Annotated in this window: 15 protein-coding genes and 1 tRNA gene; 11 read left to right on the top strand and 5 right to left on the bottom strand. The window is 63.8% G+C overall.

All coding sequences use genetic code 11. The features are described from left to right. Nucleotides 1-29: 29 nt before the first annotated feature. From ACYX4S_RS15655 to ACYX4S_RS15665, 3 genes are all read right to left on the bottom strand, one after another. A complete protein-coding gene (locus tag ACYX4S_RS15655; protein ID WP_476360883.1) occupies nt 30-1,364 on the bottom strand; it encodes a TRAP transporter large permease in 1,335 nt (444 codons plus the stop codon). A gap of 1 nt (nt 1,365) precedes the next feature. Continuing rightward, nucleotides 1,366-1,950 carry a TRAP transporter small permease subunit gene (locus ACYX4S_RS15660; RefSeq protein ID WP_422067713.1) on the bottom strand — a complete coding sequence of 195 codons (585 nt, stop codon included), beginning with the start codon at nt 1,948-1,950 and terminating at the stop codon, nt 1,366-1,368. A 174-nt stretch (nt 1,951-2,124) separates the two neighbouring features. After that, complete coding sequence (locus ACYX4S_RS15665; protein WP_422067712.1) at nt 2,125-3,165, bottom strand: TRAP transporter substrate-binding protein; 1,041 nt, start codon at nt 3,163-3,165, stop codon at nt 2,125-2,127. A gap of 212 nt (nt 3,166-3,377) precedes the next feature. On the opposite strand from ACYX4S_RS15665, the gene ACYX4S_RS15670 reads away from it, so the two are divergent. The 6 genes from ACYX4S_RS15670 to ACYX4S_RS15695 all read left to right on the top strand — a co-directional run bounded on the left by ACYX4S_RS15670 (nt 3,378) and on the right by ACYX4S_RS15695 (nt 9,194). Next, nucleotides 3,378-4,130 (top strand): SDR family NAD(P)-dependent oxidoreductase, encoded by a 753-nt coding sequence (locus tag ACYX4S_RS15670; protein ID WP_476360884.1) that lies wholly within the window; start codon nt 3,378-3,380, stop codon nt 4,128-4,130. 17 nt (nt 4,131-4,147) lie between these two features. Continuing rightward, the gene (locus tag ACYX4S_RS15675; protein WP_476362879.1) at nt 4,148-5,857 is read left to right on the top strand and encodes an FAD-dependent oxidoreductase; all 1,710 of its coding nucleotides are present in this window, start codon (nt 4,148-4,150) and stop codon (nt 5,855-5,857) included. Beyond that, nucleotides 5,850-6,788 (top strand): DMT family transporter, encoded by a 939-nt coding sequence (locus ACYX4S_RS15680; protein WP_476360885.1) that lies wholly within the window; start codon nt 5,850-5,852, stop codon nt 6,786-6,788. The genes ACYX4S_RS15675 and ACYX4S_RS15680 overlap by 8 nt, the downstream gene beginning before the upstream one ends. A gap of 42 nt (nt 6,789-6,830) precedes the next feature. Next, the gene (locus ACYX4S_RS15685) at nt 6,831-7,643 is read left to right on the top strand and encodes an IclR family transcriptional regulator (protein WP_476360886.1); all 813 of its coding nucleotides are present in this window, start codon (nt 6,831-6,833) and stop codon (nt 7,641-7,643) included. A gap of 79 nt (nt 7,644-7,722) precedes the next feature. Then, complete coding sequence (locus tag ACYX4S_RS15690; RefSeq protein ID WP_422067707.1) at nt 7,723-8,265, top strand: flavin reductase family protein; 543 nt, start codon at nt 7,723-7,725, stop codon at nt 8,263-8,265. A 431-nt stretch (nt 8,266-8,696) separates the two neighbouring features. Beyond that, nucleotides 8,697-9,194 carry a hypothetical protein gene (locus tag ACYX4S_RS15695; RefSeq protein WP_476360887.1) on the top strand — a complete coding sequence of 166 codons (498 nt, stop codon included), beginning with the start codon at nt 8,697-8,699 and terminating at the stop codon, nt 9,192-9,194. Between the two features lie 163 nt (nt 9,195-9,357). On the opposite strand, the gene ACYX4S_RS15700 is transcribed toward ACYX4S_RS15695, so the two are convergent. Next, nucleotides 9,358-10,494, bottom strand: a complete 1,137-nt coding sequence (locus ACYX4S_RS15700; RefSeq protein WP_476360888.1) for a hypothetical protein — start codon at nt 10,492-10,494, stop codon at nt 9,358-9,360. A gap of 612 nt (nt 10,495-11,106) precedes the next feature. Continuing rightward, nucleotides 11,107-11,196: transfer RNA gene (locus ACYX4S_RS15705), tRNA-Ser, on the bottom strand. A gap of 501 nt (nt 11,197-11,697) precedes the next feature. Here ACYX4S_RS15705 and ACYX4S_RS15710 point away from each other — a divergent pair. From ACYX4S_RS15710 to obgE, 5 genes are all read left to right on the top strand, one after another. Next, nucleotides 11,698-12,312, top strand: coding sequence for a 50S ribosomal protein L21 (locus ACYX4S_RS15710; RefSeq protein WP_293719015.1), 615 nt, complete (start codon nt 11,698-11,700; stop codon nt 12,310-12,312). Between the two features lie 79 nt (nt 12,313-12,391). Then, complete coding sequence (gene rpmA, locus ACYX4S_RS15715; protein ID WP_293719016.1) at nt 12,392-12,661, top strand: 50S ribosomal protein L27; 270 nt, start codon at nt 12,392-12,394, stop codon at nt 12,659-12,661. Nucleotides 12,662-12,795: 134 nt separating this feature from the next. Next, complete coding sequence (locus ACYX4S_RS15720; RefSeq protein ID WP_293719017.1) at nt 12,796-13,416, top strand: GNAT family N-acetyltransferase; 621 nt, start codon at nt 12,796-12,798, stop codon at nt 13,414-13,416. Further along, nucleotides 13,413-13,991, top strand: coding sequence for a GNAT family N-acetyltransferase (locus tag ACYX4S_RS15725; protein WP_476360889.1), 579 nt, complete (start codon nt 13,413-13,415; stop codon nt 13,989-13,991). Before ACYX4S_RS15720 ends, ACYX4S_RS15725 begins: the two co-directional genes overlap by 4 nt. Before the next feature lie 143 nt (nt 13,992-14,134). After that, the gene (gene obgE, locus ACYX4S_RS15730; RefSeq protein WP_476360890.1) at nt 14,135-15,178 is read left to right on the top strand and encodes a GTPase ObgE; all 1,044 of its coding nucleotides are present in this window, start codon (nt 14,135-14,137) and stop codon (nt 15,176-15,178) included. The last annotated feature ends 95 nt before the right edge of the window (nt 15,179-15,273 follow it).

Raw genomic sequence — 15,273 nt, forward strand, 5'->3', positions numbered from 1 at the left:
GGAGCCGGCCGGGTTCGGGTCGTCCCGCCTCAGCGCATGCTCATCGGCAGATGAAGCACGATGGCGGGGAAGAAGATCACCATCAACAGCGCGATGATCTGGATCAGCACGAAGGGTGTCACTCCCTTGTAGATGGTCGATATGGGCAATTCAGGGGCCACCCCACGCAGGTAGAACAACGCGTAGCCGAAAGGCGGGGTCAGGAAAGAGGTCTGCAGGTTCACCGCCAGGGCGATGGCGAACCAGATCATCACCTGGTCCCCCGGCAGGCCGAAGTCCAGTGCCGCGATCACCGGCGCGACGATCGGCACGACGACCAGCGTGATCTCCACCCAGTCCAGGAAGAACCCGAGCACGAAGATCAGCGCCATCACGATGAAGAGCACGAAATAGGGATTGCTCTCGTGGATGTCGAAGAAGTCGATGATCATGTCGTCGCCGCCGAGCCTGCGGAACACGACGGAGAAGATCGACGCACCAATCATCACGAAGACGATCATGGCCGTTGTCTTGCACGTGTCGTAGAGCGAAGCCCGCAGGGTCTCCAGATTGAGACGTCCCGAGACCAGTGCCAGCAGCATGGCGCCGGCAGCGCCGATGGCGGCGGACTCCGTCGGCGTGGCAAGGCCCGTGATGATCGTGCCGAGCACGGAAAGGATCAGCAGCATCGGTGCCAGAAGATCGCGCACAAGGCCCCAGACCGCCTTGCCGAAGGCAACCGTCTCGCGCTTCTCCGGCGGCGGCATGCGGTGGGGCGTGAAGATCGCGACCACGAGCAGATAGAAAAAGTAGAGCCCGGCCAGCAGAAGTCCCGGATAGATCGCGCCCATGAACAGGTCGCCCACGGACAGCCGCATCTGGTCGCCCAGGATGATCAGCATGATCGAGGGCGGCAGCAGGATGCCGAGCGTCCCCGAGGAGGCGATGAGCCCCGAGGCGAGACGCATGTCGTACTTCGCCTCGCGCATGGCCGGCATCGCCATCATGCCCATCAGCACCACCGAGGCGCCGATGATGCCGGTGGACGCCGCCATGATCACGCCGATGATGGCGACGGCGAAGGCGTAACCACCGGGCAGGCCGCGAAACAGTGCCGCAAGCGAGCGCATGAGGCGCTCGGCGATGCCCGATCTCTCCAGCATCAGCCCCATGAAGACGAAGAGCGGGATGGCAACCAGCAGCCAGTTGGTCAGGGTGCCGGAATAGATGCGCTGAACGCCCATGGACAGGAACAGCATGGGCACGTCCGCCATGACGGCGAAAAGCACGCCCGTCCCGGCCAGGATGAATGCGACCGGATAGCCGGAGAAGATGCCGAGGATGAGGCCGCAAAGCATGAGCAGGGGCCAGAAATACTCACCCATCTCAGATCTCCCCTGCCGGCTTTCCGGCCTCATGCGCCGGATCGCCGCCACGCGCCAGCCAGATCAGCGTGCCGATGCCCCGCACGAGGCCGAAGGTGGCAAGCATGGCGAAACACACCGGCAGCGCGCCCTTGATGAGCCAGCGCGCGCCAAGCCCGCCCTGGGTCGACCCCTCGCCCGTGCGCCAGGCTGTCGCGGCGAACGACCAGCCGTACCAGCAGATGATCAGGCAGAAGGGAAGCAGGAAGACCAGGTCGCCGACGACGCGCACCCACAGGCGCTGGCGATGCGTCATCATCAGCGACAGGAAGTCGACCGAGACATGGGCATTGTCCCTGAGCGCGCAGATGCCTCCGAAGAGCACGAGCAGCGCGAAGATGTACCACTGGACGTCGGTGAGCGTGTTGACCGTGACGGCCTTGCCGAGCACCGGAACGGATCCCTCCCAGTCAGCGAGATGGGTGATGCCGGCCGCCGCCGACAGAACCGATACGAGAATCGCCAGGACAAGCGGCAAGGTGAGCCAGCTCAGCAGGCGGCCCGGAAGGCAAAGCAGGTCGAGGATGCGCGTGCAGAAGCGGGGCATGAGGCGTCCTGTGCGTTTGAGGCATGACGCGAAGGACGGTCCGGGACCGGCAGCGCGGCGCCTTGGGGCCCGCGTGCCTTATCCTTCGATGCCGGCCACGCCGGTCCCTCGGACCGGCAGGAAAGCCGGAGTGGCGGACGGCCGACGTACCGGCCGTCCGCATCCGTCAGCTCATCAGCGCGGCGGAAGCGCCTGCAGCGAGCTCCACTCGCCGACCGAGTCCATGTAGGCGTTCAGCGACTCCAGAGCCTCGGCGAAGATCGGATCGGCCTCGGCCTGTTCCTGCATCACCTCGGCGGACGCCTCACGCAGCTTCAGGAGCACCTCGTCCGGGAAGCGCTTGACCTCGACGCCGGCCTTGCGGATCTCGGCGATCGCGTCGGCCTGGGCGTCGATCTGGTTGCCCAGATTGTACGCGATGTTGGCCTGACACGCGTCGGTCATGATCTGCTGGGTGCGCTCGTCGAAGCCGTTCCACACATCCATGTTGATGATGATGCTGTCCCAGCTCGACGGCTGGTGCCAGCCCGGGAAGTAGTAGTACTTCGTCACGCGCTGGAAGCCGAGGCCGACATCGAGCTGCGGCGCGGAGAACTCCGCCGCGTCGATCCGGCCCGTCTCGAGCGAGAGGAAGATCTCGCCGGCCGGCACGAGTTGGGTGTTGGCGCCGAGCTTGGCCATGGTCAGCCCGCCGAGACCGGCGATGCGCATGTTCAGGCCCTTGAGATCCTCGACCGAGTTGATCTCCTTGTTGAACCAGCCGCCGGCTTCCGCGCCGACCAGATGGCAAGGCAGCACCTTCACGTTGAAGGGATCATAGGCTTTCTGGATGATCTCCAGACCGCCGCCCTCGAACATCCAGCCCAGCGCCACGTCCGGAGACGGACCGAAGGGCATGGATCCGACCAGGTTGGCGACCGGGATCTGCTGCGCCCAATAGCCGATCCAGTCGAAGCCCATCGGCAGCGCGCCCGAGGACACGGCACCGAACACCTCGAACGGCGGCACAAAGTCGCCCGCGCCATGCACCTTGATCGTCACGTCGCCGTTCGTGGCACGCTCCACGCGCTCGGCCCACAGCTTCGGGCTCGGGCCGATCGACGGCGTGTTGAGGCCGAAAACGCTCTGCAGGTCATAGCTCTCCGCCGAGGCGGCCTGGGGCAGCGCAAGGCAGGTGGTCGCGGCCAGCAGGGCCGCGGTCAGGGTCCGCTTCATCGAATTCCTCCCAAATCCTCTCCCGCCTCGGGCGGGGCCCTTTCGAAGGACGGTGGTCCTCCGGGGTTTTGCCGAGGGTGCAATGTTCCTTCGGCGCTGCCAAGTGTTAGTTATATTCAAATTTATTTGCAAGATCCAAATTCCTTGTCCATGTTTGCGGCCAAGCAACCGAAGCGGAGCCGTGCATCCCGGTTCGGACAAGGGAGGACAGCATGCAGGGAATTTCCCAACAGACATCGGTGGTTACAGGCGCCGCGCAAGGCAATGGCCGCGCCATCGCCATAGGGCTGGCCGCGGCGGGCGCGCGAGTCGCCTGCTGTGACATCAATACGGAAGCGCTTGCCGAAACGGTCGACCTCATCACCCGGGCGGGTGGAACGGCGATTGCCGTGCGTCTGGATATTTCCGACGAGGCGGCCTGTGCCGACGCGGCCCTCCAGGTGAGGGCGGAGCTCGGGGACGCGGCCATTCTGGTCAACAACGCCGGCATCATCCGCCGCACGCCGCCCGACGCCGAAAGCTTTCCCGACGACTGGAGCGCGATCATGTCGGTCAACGCCACCGGCACCATCCAGATGATCCGCGCCTTCCTGCCCCAGCTTCGCGCCAACCGGGGCCGGATCGTCAACATCGCCTCGATCATGTCCGTTGCCGCCGGACCGGGGCAGACCGCCTATGCCGCCTCGAAGGGCGCGGTCCTGCAAATGACCAAGGCGCTGGCGCACGACCTCGCCGATGACGGAATCCGTGTCAACGCGATCGCCCCCGGCGTGATCGAAACCCCGATGACCGTGGTCACACGGGCAAACCCCGAAGCCATCGGACGGTTCATGGCGCACACGCCAATGAAGCGGCCGGGCAAGCCGGAGGAACTGGTCGGCCCCGTCCTGTTCCTCGCATCCGACGCATCGAGCTATGTGACCGGCGCCCTCCTGCCGGTCGACGGCGGCTACCTGGCCGCCTGAAGGGAGACATGAACACCATGAAGCGTATCGATACCGACGTCCTCGTCGTCGGCTCGGGCGCGGGCGGGCTTGCAAGCGCCGTTTCCGCCGCCCATCGCCGGCTCAATGTCATTGTTGCTGAAAAGGAGCCCGTGTTCGGCGGCACGACCGCACGCTCCGGCGGCTGGATGTGGATCCCCTGCAATGCCCCTGCACGGCGCGCCGGCGTCGAGGACAGCAAGGAGAAGGCCACCACCTATCTCAAGCATGAGGCCGGCGAGCACTTCGATGCGGCCCGCGTTGCGGCATTCCTGGATTCGGGTCCCCGGGCCGTCGACTTCTTCGAGAGCGAAACCTCGCTCCAGTTCGACCTCGGACCGTTCTTCGCGGACTACCACCCCACCGCTCCCGGCGGCATGGACGGCGGGCGCTCCATCGTCGCGCGCCCCTTCGACGGACGTGAACTGGGACCCGAGATCCGCCGCCTGCGGCCGCCGCTCAAGGAAATCACCTTCCTCGGCATGATGATCGGGTCGGGCAAGGAGCTGCTTCACTTCTTCAATGTGACCCGCTCACCCGTTTCCGCCTTCTACGTCGCGAAGCTGTTCCTGAAATTCCTGCGCGACATGGCCTTCCACGGGCGTCCGATGCGGCTGATGAACGGCAACGCGCTGGTTGGTCGCCTGGCCAAGTCCGCCATCGACAAGAACGTCCCGATCTGGACGTCCTCCCCCGTGCGCCAGCTCCTGCGCGACGACGCGGGCCGCGTGATCGGCGCCCGCATCGACCGGCCGGACGGTCCGGTCGAGGTCTACGCGTCCAAGGGGGTCGTTCTGGCGGCCGGTGGCTTCCCGCAGGATCCGGTACGCCGCAAGGAACTGATGCCGCACTCGCCCTCGGGCTACGAGCATGTGTCGCCGGCCCCTCCCGGCAACACCGGTGACGGCTTGCGTCTCGGCGAGAGCGCGGGTGCGGTGGTCGACACCTCCCTGCCCCACTCCGCGGCCTGGGTGCCGATCTCGCGTCCGCCAAACGGCGACGGAACACTCGGCACCTTCCCGCATTTCGTCGACCGTTCGAAGCCCGGCGTCATCGCCGTGACGCGCTCGGGACGGCGCTTCGTCAACGAGGCAAACAGCTACCACGACTTCTGTCAGGCAATGGTTCGCCGCTGCCGCGAGGAAGGCGGCGAGGAGGCGGAGATCGCCGCCTGGTTCGTCACCGACCATCGCGCCTTCCGCAAGTACGGGCTGGGCTTCGCCAAGCCCGCGCCCGTGCCCTATGGCCATCTGGTGCGCAACGGATACCTGATCGAGGGCAGGACGCTTGCGGATCTTGCGACCCAGATCGGCGCCGACGCGGGCGAGCTGGAGCGCACCGTTACCCGGTTCAACGAAACCGCCCGCAAGGGTGAGGATCCGGAATTCGGCAAGGGCACGACCAGCTACAACCGCTCCCTTGGCGATCCCGATCACGGTCCCAACCCGTGTCTGGCACCGATCGAGAAGGGCCCCTACTTCGCGGTCCGGCTTTATGTGGGCGACCTGGGCACCTTCGCGGGTCTGAAGGCCAACGAGAACGCACAGGTCCTCGATCGCGACGGGCGCCCGATCCCCGGGCTCTACTCCGCCGGCAACGATGCCGCCTCGATCATGGGCGGCAACTATCCCGGCGGCGGCATCACGCTCGGCCCCGCGATCACCTTCGGCTGGATCGCCGCGCGGCACATGGCCGGGGCGAATGACTGACCGGGACACCCAGGCCGGCGGGCTCGCAACGGGCTTGCGGAGCGGACTGGCGGGCGGCGTCCTGCTCGGCTGCACCGCCTCGCTTGCCTGGGGCATCTTCAACGTGGGTTCGGAACTCGGCCAGGCGGCCGGGTTCCGCCCCTCGGACCTCACCTTCCTGCGGTTTTCCGTCGCGAGCCTCCTGCTGCTTCCCGTGCTGCTTATGGCGCGCAAGGGTCGTCCGCCGGTCCTCAAGGTGCTGGCGCTCTCGGTTCTCGTCGGGCCGCTGTTCTCGCTGCTGCTCAACGCCGGCTTCCAGCATGCGCCCCTCAGTCACGCGGTGGTGGTGAGCCCGGGCATGTCCATGCTCACCGCCAACACGCTGGTGCATCTGACCGGCCGCAAGCTGCCGAGCGCCAATCGCATCGTCGGCATCGTGCTGCTGCTGGCCGGACTCCTGGCGATCGCGTTCGACGCCCCGCCACCCAAGCGCGAGGGCCTGTCGGTCCTGGTCGGGGACCTGTGCTTCATCTGCACCGGGATGTTGTGGGGCTCCTATGTTTTCGCCATGGGCCGCTGGCGGCTGGAGCCGGTGCAGACGACGGCGGCAATCGCGCTCGTGTCGTGCCTCGGCTATGCGCCGCTGTGGCTCGCGCAAGGCGGCATTCCCTCCCTTCCCGCCTCGCAATGGCTGGCGCAGGCCTTCTTCCAGGGCATCATCGGCGGAGCCCTGGCCTTCATGATCCAGGCGGCCACGGTGCTGCGGCTCGGTGCCGGACGCGCGGCACTCTTCTCCGCGCTCGTTCCGCCCACGGCAGTGCTTCTCGCCATACCGGTCGCCGGTGTCTGGCCGGCGCCGATCCAGTGGGCAAGCGTGGGGCTGGCAACGCTCGGGCTTGCGATCTCGCTTGACCTGAAAGGCGGGATTGCCGCTCCGGCGACAAGGGGATAGGACTTCGACCCCGGTTTCCCGGGCGGGTGGAGGACGAGCGGAATGAGCGACGAAAAGCCGGCAAAGACGCAGCGCAGGGTTCAGACGGTCGAGACGGCCGGAGCGATCCTGCGGGCCTTTGCCCGCACGCCCCAGCCCATGAAGCTGCGCGAACTGGCGGATGCCACCGGCATCGCTCCCTCGCAGCTTCACCCCTATCTGGTAAGCCTGCGCAACGCGGATCTCGTCGAACAGATCGAGGGCGCGCTCTACACGCTCGGCCCCTTCGCGCTCGAACTCGGCCTTGCCCGGCTGCGCGGCCAGGACGCCTACCCCGAAGCGATCCGCCGCATCGGGGAACTCGCGGAGGCGACCGATCTCATGGTGGCGATCTCCGTCTGGGGCGCCCATGGCACGACGATCGTCTACGTGCGCGACAGCCCCAAGCTGATTCACTCCTACGTGCGGCCGGGCAACATCTTCCAGCTCAGCCTGACCGCGACCGGACGGCTGTTCGCCGCGTTCCTGCCGGTGGCGCGCACCGACGCGCTCATCCGGGCGGAATTCGAGGCGCTGGAGAGCTCCCAGAGCGCGCATTACGGCATCGACGAAGCCTGGTTCCGGGATAGGCTCGAGACGATCCGCGCCAGGGGCTACGAGACGACGACGGACATTCCCATCCCCGGCGTCAGCGCCATCGCGGCGCCGGTCTTCGACCATACGCAACGCCTGCAGCTCGGCATCACCCTGATCGGCCCGAGCCCCGCGGTCGACATGCATCCGGACGGCACAGCGATCACCAGGCTCACCGACTTTACCGAAAAGCTTTCGGCGGACCTTGGATACTATCGCGAGGACACGGGCGCGGACCGTTAGGCAGCCCTCGACGGACAAACGGTGAGCGCGGGACAGATGCGTGTACAATGCCCCCTGCACAAAAGCAGGGGATCACGACATGCAAACGCTCGCACTGGAAAAGGCGTTCACCCTTGTCGAGCCGGGACCGGTGGTTCTGGTCACCACCAACGATGGCGTGAAGAACAACATCATGACCATCACCTGGACGATGGTCATGGGCTTTTCGGCGAATTTCGCGATCACCACCGGCGCCTGGAATCACTCCTACGCCGCCCTGCGGTCGACACGCGAATGCGTGATCTCGATCCCGACGGTCGACCTGATCGACACCGTCGTCGGGATCGGAACCTGCTCGGGCGAGGACACCGACAAGTTCGAGACGTTCGGACTGACCGCCGCGCCCGCAAGACATGTGGGCGCTCCCCTCATCGCGGACTGTCTCGCCAACATTGAATGTCGTGTCACCGACTTCGTCGACCGGCACGACATCGTGGTGCTGGAAGGTGTCGCGGCCTATCTGGACGAGACCCGCGAGGAACGACGCACGCTGCACGCCGTTGGCGACGGAACCTTCATCGTGGACGGCAACAGGCTGGATCGCAGGGAGATGATGCGCTCCAAACTCCCTCCGGGCGTGTGAGCCCGCAGCCGACGCCACGCCGGTGCATTGCCGGGGAGTCGAGGAGAAACTTCGAACCGCCTTGGTTATCTTGAAGACGATCCTTTCAAGGACCTGGAGAATTGGGAAGCGATATTGAATGCGCTGCCTGACTTGGATGTAGATGAAAGTTGCGTACCAACCCAGGAACCCAATTGAAGGTGTCGTAAACGGTAGTTTCGGGGCCGGGAAGAGACTGTCGGCTTACGTGCTCCGATCGTGATTAGCTGACATTCATCGGACCTGGTTGTGGTGTCGATTCCGGCCCATACCTGCCGTTTAACTGATACCCATGATACTACGTTGCGGCACGCCAGACCGGACATTCGACGTCCCTTGAAACTTCGGCAACCTTACCTTGCAGAAGACATCCCCAAGTACAATATGAAGTGGGCACGAGGAGGAGGTTGACTATGGGCAGGGCAATGGATGGCGTTTTAAGCTTTATTACAGATCACTTTTTTGACGGAGCTTCTCTGCTACTCGCAGCTGGTGCACTCATTTACACGGCGCTCGCACTTCGTGTCGCCAAGCAAGCACTCGTAACTGCTAAAATGTCCGACGTGGCAACACTAAAGTTGAAAGCACATGAGGGGCGTGAACGGGCCGAACAGAGTTTCCTTTCTTTGCAATCAGCCTGTCACGATACGCGCAGTCAATGGAGCCTTCATCATGATCACCATTGTCCCACGCTTGGAAGCCGAGATTTTCGCCAAGACGACACGCGTCACATCTCGGAAATCGAAAACGAAGGACGCACGCTGCTAGGGCCCCTTGAACTCGGTTTGTCTGAACTGGGAACTATGGATGTTGCCGCGCTGGAAGACTACATTCAGATGGCGCATCGCACGGCTGCGAGGATTGAACAGCTTCGATTTCGGCTGTCCCCTCCGAAACAACTGTTTGCCTGACCGGCCCACAACGGACTTTGGTCCGGCGAGCAGCGAACGGCAGGAGCGAACCCAATGTGGCCGTGACTGCCGAGAGTAAGAGGGCTGAGCTGCCCTCATTCCGCTCTTGAGGCCAATGGCCCGCTGAACTCAATGCACGATACTCAGAAAGCGCGAAATCGGGTCACAATGCTAAGGCAAGCAGAAGCCACTCTTTCAGGCTTCCAAGCAACACCGCCAGTTTGCCCCAGTAAGGTAGTGCGAGAACTGCGGCAGGAACGGCAACAGCAGCTGCGGCGCCTAGAGTCGCCCCGAACGACTTGCAGAACGCATCGACTGTCGTGTCAATCTTGCCTGCGACCCAACCAACCGCCTTCCTGAGAACCGATGCCTTTTGGGCCACAACCTCGACATTCGGCTCACCCGAGGCAAGTTCCACCTCAATCGTCTCAAGGCTCTCAGCAGCTTCCTCGAGTTCATCCCCTTGCAGTTCAAATTCTTCGGGTGGGTGATTGTGGCCGATGCCTCCATGTGAAGTGGGCTTAGGCAGGTCGTCTTTCAGAGCGGCAAGTTGCTCCAAGACTGCTGCTCGTGCAGCCTTCTCTTCCTCGCTACCGAGGCCTGCTCTTTGGCCCTCGCTGGCAATCTCTTTGAGTTCCTCAAACGAGAATTCTGCCTGCGCATAGTCTTTTGCAACTGCGTCTTCATAGAAGTCGATGCTGTCTGGATGCCGATGCGAGGGAGCCCAATCGAACAGGCCATCGCTTTGAATTTCATCAACGGCCTCAAGAATGGCATCTTCCGGCACCAGGTTTTCGAAATCGCTACGGAGTTCCTCTTCCGCCGAATACGGCCCGCCTTTGATGTAGAGGTAACCCCCTTCACGGCTGTTGTATGGAGTTTCGTTCGCAGGGTCCTCGTAGAAATAGTGAAACCAATCCACCAAGTATTTTACCACCGTGGCTTTGGCCAGATCCTTCGTCCACTCGGGATTGCTCTTAAACCTATCTGGTAGGTTTGCCAGATCACCGTCGTCAAACTCGGGTTCAGGTTCGAGTCCATAATCAAAGTCTTGGACAACCCGATGAACGCCAACGTTGGTTTCCTTGAAGTTCTCGGCTCCAGCAGGATACTCCGAAATCGTCCAGCGCAAATCGCCAAGTTCGCCATGTTCGACCAATGCTTCATAGATTGCCTCGGGTCCCATGCCACGGTCTTCACCACCAACCGGCTCCCAATCCAATTCATCATCGTAAATTTCGAATTGTTCTCCGGATTCGCGATGCTCAATTATTGCGGTGCCTCGAGCGAAAATAATCATAACTAAGCCTTTGAACTTTGGAACGCTGTCAGACTTTTAATACTACATCCACCGTGGCTGACTACACTTGAAATTGCGCCGATCCGTCAAATATCGTGCTTGTACGAAGTTTGGTCTGGCGTCCTATGGGTAAGCCGTGTGCCGAGGTGGTTCGGCGGTTCTCTCTCGTCTCGAGTGCGCCTGTCGCCGAAGGGGCATGATGTATCAAATATGATGGTGCGCGATAAGAGCTGGAAGAAGGCAAATAATGTGCGTTGCATGCACAGTTTCTAACGCAATCCGGACCTTCAAAAACGTCGCAGTGAACGCAAAAACGTCGCAGTGAACGCCCGCTTCCCGCCCTCTAAGGGCATTCGCTCGACCCGCAACGAATGGCAGTTTTCAGGATTAAGTAGCGAGTCGGTGAACGTCCGAAATGGGGGCGAATAGCTGCCATTCGTTTGCGTGTCTAAAGGTTACCGTCGGGCGTAAAGCGTCTGATTAAGAGCTTTTGCGTTGTCGCCCGGAGAACGCCCGCTTACAAAAGTAGTCAGGATTATCGTGTCTCGAAAATCGAGCAACTTTGCTCTAGTGGGAGAGCTCGCGCCGGAGACAATATCGTTTTATGGAAAATGGCGGAGAGAGAGGGATTCGAACCCTCGGAACGCTTGCGCGCTCAACGGTTTTCGAGACCGCCCCGTTCAACCACTCCGGCACCTCTCCGCAAAACGAGATGTCGTGGTCTCGAGTGGAAGGCTACATAACCAAGACCGGCGCGCCCTGCAAGGGGCAGTGTGGAATTTTCCAGCACTTTGATCCCGCGCTCCGCCGGCGGGAACCACGAAGCCCGCACATATGCCGTGCACCATGGCCACAAATGGCCAAAAACCCTTGGCCGGACCTGCCGCGCGCGATTGACTTTGCCTTGCCGATCCGTATAGTCGCGCTGCTTCGCAAAAGGGGTACTCCCCTGATCGTTGCCCGAGGCATTCCGCCGTCCCTGTCGTCCACCCTCAAAAGCTTCCCGTTCGGGAGCCGGTGGCGCCATGGCGGCAGAGCGCATGTCCGCATCAGGTGGACGCGCTTTTTCAAAGTCCCCTCAACGGGGCGCCGCAGGGCACGTGGCAAAGCCGGCTGGCCGCCGGAGCGAGTTCCCGCAGGATACCTGCGGTTTCGCCGGGAGCGGCCGGTCGCCCACAGAACGAAAAGAAGGACGTGCGAGACATGTTCGCAGTGATCAAGACGGGCGGCAAGCAGTACCGCGTCGCCCAGGATGACGTGCTGAAGGTTGAAAAGCTGGCCGGCGAGCCCGGCGAGACGGTGACTTTCGAGGATGTTCTCATGGTCGGTGGCGACACCGAGACCATGATCGGCGCTCCCCTCGTCGAGGGCGCGAGCGTTGTCGGTGAGGTGGTCGACCAGGCCCGCAACCGCAAGATCATCATCTTCAAGAAGCGCCGCCGCCAGAACTCCCGCCGCCGCAATGGCCATCGCCAGAGCGTGACGCTGGTCAAGATCACCGAGATCCTGACCAAGGGCGCCAAGCCCTCCGCGAAGAAGAAGGCCGCTCCGAAGGCCGCCGCCAAGGAAGAGGCTTCCGAGGGCGAGCTTCCGGTGCTCTTCACGGCTCCGGACGCCCCGGCGGACGACCTGAAGAAGATTTCCGGCGTCGGTCCGGTGCTCGAGAAGAAGCTCAACGCTCTCGGCATCACGACCTATGCCCAGGTGGCGGGCTTCTCCGCCGAGGACATCGCCCGCGTCGACGAGGCCCTTTCCTTCAAGGGTCGCATCGAGCGCGACAACTGGATCGATCAGGCGAAGGAACTGGCGGCCAAGTAAGCGGTCGCGGGCGCGTTCCGGCAAGCGGGACGCGCACTTCCTTCCAGACTGAAGACACGTTCGACGAGGAGTTTTCGTCATGGCACACAAAAAAGCAGGTGGCTCGTCCCGTAACGGCCGCGATTCCGCCGGCCGCCGTCTGGGCATCAAGAAGTTCGGTGGCGAGGCCGTCATTCCGGGCAACATCATCGCGCGCCAGCGCGGCACCAAGTGGCATCCGGGCACGGGTGTTGGCATGGGCAAGGACCATACGATCTTTGCCACGATCGAGGGCACGGTGAGCTTCCGAGCAAAAGCCAACAACCGAACGTTTATTTCCGTCATGCCGCTTGTAGACGCAGCAGAGTAACGCCGACGTGTTCCGAGTAACCCGCCGGCGTCCCATCGACCCGGCGGTTTCTCGAAAACCGGCATGATCTCGAGAGATCAGGGGAGATGGGCCGCCATCTCCCCTTTTCTTTTGTCCATCGCCGGAGAACACCCATGGTTGCCGATCTCGAGGATAGTTTAGAGGAAGAAAGTCTGGAGGCGGCGCTGTTGCCGCAGGACACCGACCGGCTGCGGCTCGACCTGCCGCGCGCCGACGATCTGGCCGATCTGGTCTTCCTCGCCAACAACCGCCGCATCGCGACGATGCTCGCGCATCTGCCGCACCCCTTCACGATCGCCGACGGGCGGGCCTATATCGCCAACGCCGCGCGTCACACGGCGAACCGCGCCAAGTTCGCCGTGCGCATGCGTTCGACCGGCCGCATCATCGGCGCCGTCGGCTACTCGGTGCTCGACGAGGGTGGCCCCGTCCACCTCGGCTACTGGATCGGGGAACCCTTCTGGGGCCAGGGCTTCGCTACCGAGGCCGCCCAGGCGATGGTCGACCATGTCTTCTCCACCACGCCGATGCATGTGCTTGCGGGAGCTGCCAGGGTCACCAACCCGGCCTCGCGGCGGGTGCTCGTCAAGTGCGGTTTCCAGTTCTCGGATCAGGGCATGATCTCCTCGCGCGGTGCGGGCGGGCCCATCTCCGTCGACCGTTTCATGCTCGACCGCAGCACCTGGCGCGCGCTGAAGCGCTGGGGGCGCAATTCCTGTCTGGAAAGCGCATGAGCGGGAACCGGGAACAGATCCGCCTCGCGACGCGACGCCTCGTCCTTCGCCCGCTGGAGCCGGGCGATGCGCTGGCGCTCGAAGCCCTGTGCGGGCGTGACTTCGAGGTCGTGCGCTGGCTGACCTCGCCGCCCTGGCCCTATGAGGAGGGCTCCGCGGAAGCCTTCGCCCGCACGGCATCCGCCACCCCGCCCGCGAACGGAGCCGGCGAGTTCGCCATAACGCTCGGCGGCGTCGTGATCGGCGTGGTCGCGATCAGGGCTGACGAGATGCTTCCGGGCGAAGAGGGCCTGCCGACGCTGGGCTACTGGATCGGCAGGCCGTTTCAGGGCTTCGGCTATGGACGCGAAGCCGTTGCGGCCGCCTGCGCCTGGGCGTTCGAGGCTTCGGGTACATCGGCACTTGCGGCGAGGGTGTTTGTCGACAATATCCGTTCGCAGGGCCTTTTGAACGCGCTCGGCTTCACGGCACGCGGACGCATGACCAGTTTTGCGCGTCCGCTTGGGGAAGAGCGCGAGAGCCTGGTGATGCACTGCGAGAAGACAGCCTTCGCCTGGCCGTCGGCCGCTGCCTGACATGCACGGCGGCGACACTCTCGCCGCCGCATTGGACGAAAGCCCGGTGATCGGCTATTGCGTGTCCCTTCCGGGTCCGCACCCGGCACGATGACGCCTTTTCTCGAGCGCCGCGATGGCGCCAGACGCGAACGGAACATGACATGAAGTTTCTCGACCAGGCGAAGATCTACGTCCGGTCCGGCGACGGCGGCGCCGGGTCGGTGTCGTTCCGCCGCGAGAAATACATCGAGTTCGGCGGACCGGACGGTGGCGACGGCGGACGCGGCGGCGATGTCTTCGTGGAATGCGTCGACGGGCTCAACACGCTGATCGACTTCCGCTTCCACCAGCATTTCAAGGCCAAGACCGGAATGCACGGCATGGGCCGCAACCGCACCGGCGCAAAGGGCGACGATGTGGTCTTGCGCGTTCCTGTGGGCACCGAGATCCTTGAAGAGGACAACGAGACGGTGCTCGCGGACCTGACCCGCGTCGGCGAGAGGCTGCTGCTGCTCAAGGGGGGCAACGGCGGGTTCGGCAACGCCCACTTCAAGTCCTCGACCAACCAGGCTCCGCGCCACGCCAACCCCGGTCTCGCGGGCGAGGAAAAGTGGATCTGGCTGCGCCTGAAGCTGATCGCCGATGCCGGGCTCGTGGGACTGCCCAACGCGGGCAAGTCGACCTTCCTTGCCGCCGTCTCGGCGGCACGCCCCAAGATCGCCGACTATCCCTTCACCACGCTGCACCCCAACCTGGGGGTCTGCGAGATCGACGGGCGCGGCTTCGTGATTGCCGACATTCCCGGCCTCATCGAGGGGGCCCATGAAGGGGTCGGCCTCGGCGACCGCTTCCTCGGCCACGTGGAGCGCACGCGCACCCTGCTGCATCTCGTCGACGGCACGCAGGAGGACCCAGGCGAGGCCTATCGTGTCGTGCGTGGCGAACTTGCCGCTTACGGACACGGCCTCGACGAGAAGCCCGAGGTCGTCGCACTCTCGAAGGCCGATGCCCTGGATCCCGAGACGCGGGACGAGCGCCTTGCGCAGCTCGAGGCGGCCAGCGGAACGAAGCCCGTGCTGCTGTCCTCCGCCAGCGGCGAGAACGTCGACCGGGTTCTGCGCATGTTGCAGCGCTCCATCGACCGCGACCGCGAGGACGAGGCGAATTCGGTTCCCTCGGTGCCCAGCGAACCCTGGCGACCATGATGAACGTGCGCGACGCAGGCCCGGTGTCCGACGGGCCGCGCCCGCGTTCCGTCTTCCCCGCGGCGGGCCGATTGGCGCGCCGCCCTTCCTCGGGC

It is taken from the genome of Stappia sp. ABD4_338, assembly GCF_056312175.1.